This window comes from Kurthia populi (assembly GCF_042686175.1).
In the GTDB taxonomy this organism is placed as follows: Bacteria; Bacillota; Bacilli; order Bacillales_A; family Planococcaceae; genus Kurthia; species Kurthia populi.
In genome coordinates, this window is the sequence record NZ_JBHUOR010000117.1 from 20,666 (window position 1) to 27,470 (window position 6,805).

A 6,805-nucleotide genomic window follows, 5' to 3' on the forward strand; every position below is an offset into this window, starting at 1 on the left:
AGCATAACGGAAAAAGAGGGAGAATTCAATGTCGAACAAATGAACGTAGGACAAAATGAGGATTTTAATAATCTGACTATTTGAAATGTTTACAAAATTAATATCTTGTGGTATTATTCTTTTAACGATTAAGGGAAGGAGGATACAGACGATAGTAAATCTGATAAATGGATGCCCTTTTCTAGGTGACACCGCGTAGAATTGTAAGACCTGAACAAGGAAACCTCTTCCAAGTATCCAATAACCGTTCAATTAGCACACTACGTGATGACACAGCTAAATTATAGGGCGCTCAGTATTGATAATCGTAAAATAAAGGAGGTACATTAAACCCCGTTGTCGGTAAAACACTTATCTTCCTATCCATTTGCCGGGAACTACGTTTAATAACAAATGAATATGATAAAAAGTTAACAAGACTCAGAACTCCTACGTTGTAGATGTATCTGAGTCTTTTTCTATGCCTTAAATTTTGTTATAGTAGGTTGAATTCATATTTTGAAAGGGGAACAACCTCGTGCAACAAGATACATATGCAAAAAGACGTTTTTGGGTGCTCGTTGCCATCGTGTCGATCTCAGGCTTTTCACAAGGCATGTTGCTCCCGCTTATTTCCGTTATTTTTGAACGAGACGGCGTATCTTCATCACTTAATGGCTTAAATGCGACAGGCTTATATTTAGGGACCTTACTGATTTCGCCCTTCATCGAAAAACCCTTGCGTAAATTTGGCTACAAACCTGTTATTTTAACGGGTGGCGCTATTGTACTCATCTCGCTAATGCTATTCCCATTATGGAAGAGCTTATTATTTTGGTTTATTTTACGCCTCTTCATCGGTGTCGGGGACAATGCGCTTCACTTTGCATCACAAACGTGGATTACAAGTACCGCTCGTCCCGAAACGCTTGGTAAAAGCATCGCCATTTATGGCTTATCCTTCGGTGTTGGTTTTGCAATTGGACCGTTATTAGTGCCACTTGTTAATATTGCTGAGGCACTACCATTTATCGTGTCGACAGTACTTTGCCTCGTATCATGGGCACTTGTGTTTACATTGAAAAATGATAAGCCAGAACCAATTGATGTAAAGAGTGCTAATTCAAATGTGTGGCATCGTTATAAAAAAACGCTGAGTTATGCATGGATTGCCTTTTTACCGCCGCTTGTTTATGGCTTTTTAGAATCATCGCTAAATGCCATTTTCCCAGTGTATGCACTACGTCGTGAATTTGATGTATCCGTGGTGTCGCTTATTTTATCCGCCTTTGCGATTGGCGGTATTATAACGCAGGTACCATTTGGGACACTTGGGGACCGTATTGGACGTTATAAAGTTATTACATTTGGGTTGCTTGGCGGCGGTACTATGTTTTTAATTGGAAGCTTTTTAGAATCCTACCAATGGTTCGTATTTGTCGCCTTCTTGCTTGCGGGCATGTGTTGCGGCTCGATGTTTTCATTAGGCATTTCGTTTATGACAGATTTAACGCCGAAGGAATTACTACCAACGGGTAATTTACTATGTAGTATTTTCTTTAGTGTTGGTAGTTTGACAGGTCCATTTTTAGGTGGCGCCTTTGTAGAGCATGCGACGATGAGCTATTTACTACTCGTAGCACTGCTATTATTTACTGTATTCGTTATTATTTCACTTGGTGGCCGTAAAAAAAGAATAAATAATCAAAAAGGATTTTGATACTATCAAAATTCTTTTTTTATATGGAAAAATAAAATAATAATTAAATCAGAAGAAATCGCTGCAAGTACACAGCAAGTAAGCGAATCAATTGATCAAATTAGTAATGCTTCAGATAACACAACACAGCAAACACAACAAGTAGCAGGCCTTGTACAGGAACAGTACGCAGCAATTGAAGAAATGACAGCGGCAAGTGATTTCCTACGAGATTTATCTGAGCAATTAACGAGTCAAATTTCGCACTTCCGTTTAAATTAATTTAGTAAAAGACAGCGCACTCGGTCGTGAGTAGCGCTGCCTTTTTGGATAAAATCATTTATTAGAAATTACGTATGAGCCCAAGGAGCGGCTTTTGGCTACGACATATTAAAAAATAAGTGTCGGACCTAAGTGGATAGGGCTAGAGAAAGGCTACTTATTTGCTGAAGTGTAAATAATTCTAAAATAAATACAATTTTTATGGCGATAGTTATGATAACTTTGCATAACACTGTAGGTGAAACGGGGCAAAGTAGGGGTAGAAAAACCCCGTTTTTGCCCCTTTTTGCTCGTTTTCGGGTTCTAAAGGGAGATTTCAACACATAGATCTCGCTAGGATAGAGCGCTGCGTGGCGCATTTTTCGATGAATCGAATAAATGACAGCTCCTTTTTTTAGCATATTCTTTTCAGACAAAAAACATCCGTCAGAGAACGGAAAGAGACCGATTTTTGCGTATTTTGGGCTGTAATTAGCCATTTGGCATCTTTAAAAATAATAACGATATGCGGAAAAATCATAAATAAAAATTTTTGTTGACAGCTTTTTGCATGATACATGATAAATCCAGATTTTTCACCCCGTAATTAGCCCTGCTTTGGCACTTATTTTCAACTATGTTGTAGTCAAAACACGCTTTCTGATGTTATCAGCCATTTCTGAAAAACGATACAAAAAAGACAATCACCATTAGATGATTGTCTTTGAACGTTTATTTTTTCAATGTTAGTAATGTAACGCTTTCGACATGCGCTGTTTGAGGGAACATGTCAACAGGTTGAATATACTCAACCTGGTATAGCTCCATTAACTGAGCTAAATCTTTTGCAAGCGTTGATGGATTACAAGAAGTGTAGACGATACGTTCTGGACGGATGACTAACATCGTCTCGATGAAGCTGTCGTCTAAACCGGTACGCGGTGGATCGACTGTCACAACGTCTGGTACATAGCCATCTAAACGCCATTCCTCTAACCAATGCTCTGCCGTACCTTGTACATACGTCGCATTTTCAACACCATATTTTTTCGCGTTTTTCTTCGCATCGACAATTGATTCAGGAATGATATCCATACCGCGGATTTCTTTCGCACCTTTTGATAACCAAAGACCGATTGTACCAACGCCACAGTAAGCATCAACGATTGATTCTTTACCTGTTAATTTCGCTGCTTTTTTAATTTGATTGTATAGGTGAACCGTTTGTGTTGGATTCAGTTGGAAGAATGCGCGTGCTGATAAATCAAAGGCGTATTCGCCAAGTTTTTCGCGAATCGTTTCTTTACCAGCTAACACAATCGTTTGGTCACCGAAAATAAGTGGTGAGCTATCTTCTTTAACATTTTGAACGATTGAAACGATTTTTGAATCCAATGCTTTTACGCGTTCAACAAGCTCGTCTTTTTGATCGAAGTTTTTCTTCGTTGTGACGAAAACGATTTGTGTTTCGCCTGTATTGACGCCAGTACGCACAACAATTGTACGTACTGTACCACGATTTGTTTTTTCATTATATGCAGGAATTTGAAGCTCTTGCATAATGCGTTTTACTTTTGTCGTCATTTTCGCCGTCATTGGATGTTGTACAGCACAGTCTTCAATATCTAGTAGCTTATGGCTGTTTTCTGCATATAGACCTGCTAATACTTTATCGCCAGATTGACGTGCTTGGAAGGCACTCTTATTACGATAATTCCAAGGGTCATCCATACCGATTGTTGGGCGTAGGTCGATTTTTTTTGCGCCATCTTTCACGTATTTAGCTAATGATTGTGCGACAATGTCACGTTTCGCTTTTAGCTGCATATCGTATTTCATATGCTGTAATTGGCAACCGCCACATTCATCATATACAGGACATGGTGGTGTCGTACGATGTTTTGAACGTTTTTGTACTTTTATGATTTTACCTTCTGAATAACCGCGCGCGACTTTTGTTAGTTCGATATATACTTCCTCGCCTGTAATAGCACCAGGTACGAAAACGATGTTACGTTTGTAGTAACCAATCCCTTCGCCGTTAATACCGAGTTTTTTAATGTTCAGTGGAATCCGTTTTCCGACTGACATAATAGTTTGTTGTTGCAAGATGGACACGTCCTTTTCTAAATTCATTTCTCCATTATAACGAAACGCCGACTTGAATAAAAGAAAAGCTTCTGCCATCTAGCAGAAGTTTTAACGCAGTAGTTGCTGAAGTGCTTTTGTAATCGTTGGATAATTGAAATCAAAATCATAGTCACTTAAAACGGTAGGTAATACTTTTTGACCTTCTAATACGAGCTGGCTTTTCTCGCCAAGTGCGAGCTTAAGTGCAGCTTCTGGGACAGGCAACCAGTTGGGCTTATTAAGTGCTTTGGCGATGAAATCCCCAATTTGTTTCATGCGAACCGGATAAGGGGCTGTGACGTTTACAACACCTTTTACATCCTCATTCATTAAACAAAATGCCAGCGCACGCGCAACATCTTCTACATGTACCCATGATACCCACTGCATGCCATCGCCAAGCTTGCCACCAACATTATATTTATAAGGCGTCGCGATAAGCGGGAATGCGCCACCTTCCTGATCGAAAATGACACCGAAGCGCGTTTTGACGACACGAACGCCTTCCTCTGTTGCTTGATCTGCGAGCCCTTCCCACATCTTAACCGTTTTACCGAGGAAATCACGGGCTTGCTCATCGGAAGCTTCGGTATATTCAGCGTCGAGTGATGTAGGGTAAATCCCAACAGCACTCGCATTGACCAATGTTTTTGGGGTTTCCTCTAGTACACGAATAAGGCGTAGCACTTCATTTGTTGCTTCTTGGCGACTATTATAAATCGCCGCTTTTCGCTCATCTGTCCAGCGGCCTTCATTTAACGATACACCAGCTAAATTTACAAATGCATCAACATCATTTAAATAAAGCTCGGGCTGTGCATCATCAACAAGCCACTGTACGTATTCAATACCATCTTTTGAATCGTTATTGCCACGCGTTAAAATCACAATGTCATGCCCATGAGATTTTAATAATTTTGTTAAGGTAGAGCCAACGAGACCAGTGCCTCCAGTAATCGCAATCTTCATGAAAAAATCCTCCTTTAATGTTTCATTTACTTAGTTCTATTATTAAGTGTATGCCCGTGAAGTTTCAACTGAAAACAGGTATACTATCAAAAGAAAGGGGTTGCTACGTATGCCGAAAGTCATTACGAAGATTACACGACAAAAGCGAAATGAAGAGCGCTACAATATTTTCTTAAATGAAGAATATTCGTTTAGTGTCGATGAAAAGATTCTCGTGCAGTACGGCCTCACAAAAGGAAAAGTGCTAGATGAATGGACACTTGGTGACATCGCCTTTGAAGATGAAGTAGCGCGCGCATTTAATCGCGGCTTATCGTATTTGACTTATCAAATGCGCAGTGAAGAGGAAGTGCGTAAAAAGCTACGTGACGCAGAATTTGGTGAAGCAGTTATTCAAGAGGCAATTCAAAAATTAGTACGACTTGGCTTTTTAAATGATGCGGAATTTTCACGTGCCTTTGTTGAAACGAAAAAGAATACGATGAAAAAAGGGCCGCGTGCGATTCAGCAGGAGCTAAAACGTAAGGGAATCGATGAAAAAACGCAGCAGCAGGCACTTGGAGAGTTTGATGAAGGGGAGCAACTTCAGCTCGCGTATGAATTGGCGGAGAAAAAACAGCGTCAAGAATCGCGAAAAACACCGATGCAGCAAAAACAGAAGATTCAAGATTTCCTATTGCGAAAGGGCTATAGCTTTGGGATTATTGAACAGGCGATTGCGAAATTAGATTTTACAATGGAAGAAGACGATTGGTCCGCGATGCTTGAAGGGCAGGGCGAGAAGGCGTGGAAGAAATATGCGTCGAAGTTTACTGGCTATGACCTCCATATGAAGGTTAAGCAGGCATTGTACCAAAAAGGGTTTCCCGGTGAAATTATAGAGGCATTTATTGAACAAAAGGAGAATGAAAATGAAGAAGTATAGCGAAATGACGGAAGCGGAACTGCGCACAGAGATTGGTTTATTAAAAGAAAAAGCCCGTAAAGCGGAGCAACTGGGCATCATTAATGAATTTGCAGTTTATGAACGTAAAGCAATTTTAGCAAGTTCCTTTTTATTAGACCCTGCAGATTTTAAAGCGGGCGAAATCTATCGTGTCGAGGGTGACCCGGGTGTGTTCTTTAAAGTCGATTACTTAAAAGGTGTCTATGCATGGGGTTACCGCTTAGGCGGGCATGTGGAAGAAGAAGCCATTCCAATTGCGATGCTTGTACCAGCTGGGGAGATGTTCTAATATGCAAGAAATCGAACAAAAAGTAGCGGAATTAACAGAAGTGTTAGTAGAGGCAAGCCAGTTATCGCAAGCGAAGGCACGTGTATGGATTGAGCTTTTATGGAGTGACTTCGAATCGACATATGCGAAGGCTGGTTACGACTATAAAGGAATGGAAATGACTGAGCGTATTATTCGTCAATGGATTCAAAGCTATGGTCGCGACATCCATGCATTTGCGGGTCGAAATCCAAAATATGCACATTTATTAGATGATGTAGAATAATCGGGCTGGCGCTGGGAAGCAATTCTTAGCACCATGCCTTTTTTTGAAGCATGAAAAAACGAGACCTCTAGTCAAAGAAGTCTCGTAGGTTTGTGATGGAAGATAAGCTACATTTACCGGGGGTCCCATCTACCAGGGCCCCCATCTACCAGGGCCCCATCGACGTTAAACGAGCGCTTTCATCACTTATGATTATCCGGATTCAAGCGCTAACTCCTCGGGTCATTTCGCTCTCTCCGACGTGACAAAAAGAGTCACTTGTCGAGA

6 protein-coding genes are annotated in these 6,805 nt (G+C 40.6%); 4 read left to right on the forward strand and 2 right to left on the reverse strand.

The window, feature by feature from the left end:
• Nucleotides 1-517 precede the first annotated feature (517 nt).
• Nucleotides 518-1,699, forward strand: a complete 1,182-nt coding sequence (locus ACFSY7_RS13335) for an MFS transporter (RefSeq protein ID WP_126989178.1) — start codon at nucleotides 518-520, stop codon at nucleotides 1,697-1,699.
• Nucleotides 1,700-2,671: 972 nt separating this feature from the next.
• Here ACFSY7_RS13335 and rlmD read toward each other — a convergent pair.
• Complete coding sequence (rlmD, locus tag ACFSY7_RS13340) at nucleotides 2,672-4,048, reverse strand: 23S rRNA (uracil(1939)-C(5))-methyltransferase RlmD (RefSeq protein WP_126989179.1); 1,377 nt, start codon at nucleotides 4,046-4,048, stop codon at nucleotides 2,672-2,674.
• Between the two features lie 90 nt (nucleotides 4,049-4,138).
• Nucleotides 4,139-5,038 carry a TIGR01777 family oxidoreductase gene (locus tag ACFSY7_RS13345; RefSeq protein WP_380148183.1) on the reverse strand — a complete coding sequence of 300 codons (900 nt, stop codon included), beginning with the start codon at nucleotides 5,036-5,038 and terminating at the stop codon, nucleotides 4,139-4,141.
• A 109-nt stretch (nucleotides 5,039-5,147) separates the two neighbouring features.
• On the opposite strand from ACFSY7_RS13345, the gene recX reads away from it, so the two are divergent.
• The 3 genes from recX to ACFSY7_RS13360 are packed head-to-tail and all read left to right on the forward strand — an operon-like array spanning nucleotide 5,148 to nucleotide 6,538.
• The gene (recX, locus tag ACFSY7_RS13350; RefSeq protein ID WP_380148184.1) at nucleotides 5,148-5,963 is read left to right on the forward strand and encodes a recombination regulator RecX; all 816 of its coding nucleotides are present in this window, start codon (nucleotides 5,148-5,150) and stop codon (nucleotides 5,961-5,963) included.
• On the forward strand, nucleotides 5,944-6,273 hold the full coding sequence (locus ACFSY7_RS13355; RefSeq protein WP_126989182.1) for a YfhH family protein: 330 nt from the start codon (nucleotides 5,944-5,946) through the stop codon (nucleotides 6,271-6,273). The genes recX and ACFSY7_RS13355 overlap by 20 nt, the downstream gene beginning before the upstream one ends.
• Before the next feature lies 1 nt (nucleotide 6,274).
• On the forward strand, nucleotides 6,275-6,538 hold the full coding sequence (locus ACFSY7_RS13360; RefSeq protein WP_126989183.1) for a YfhJ family protein: 264 nt from the start codon (nucleotides 6,275-6,277) through the stop codon (nucleotides 6,536-6,538).
• Nucleotides 6,539-6,805: the final 267 nt, after the last annotated feature.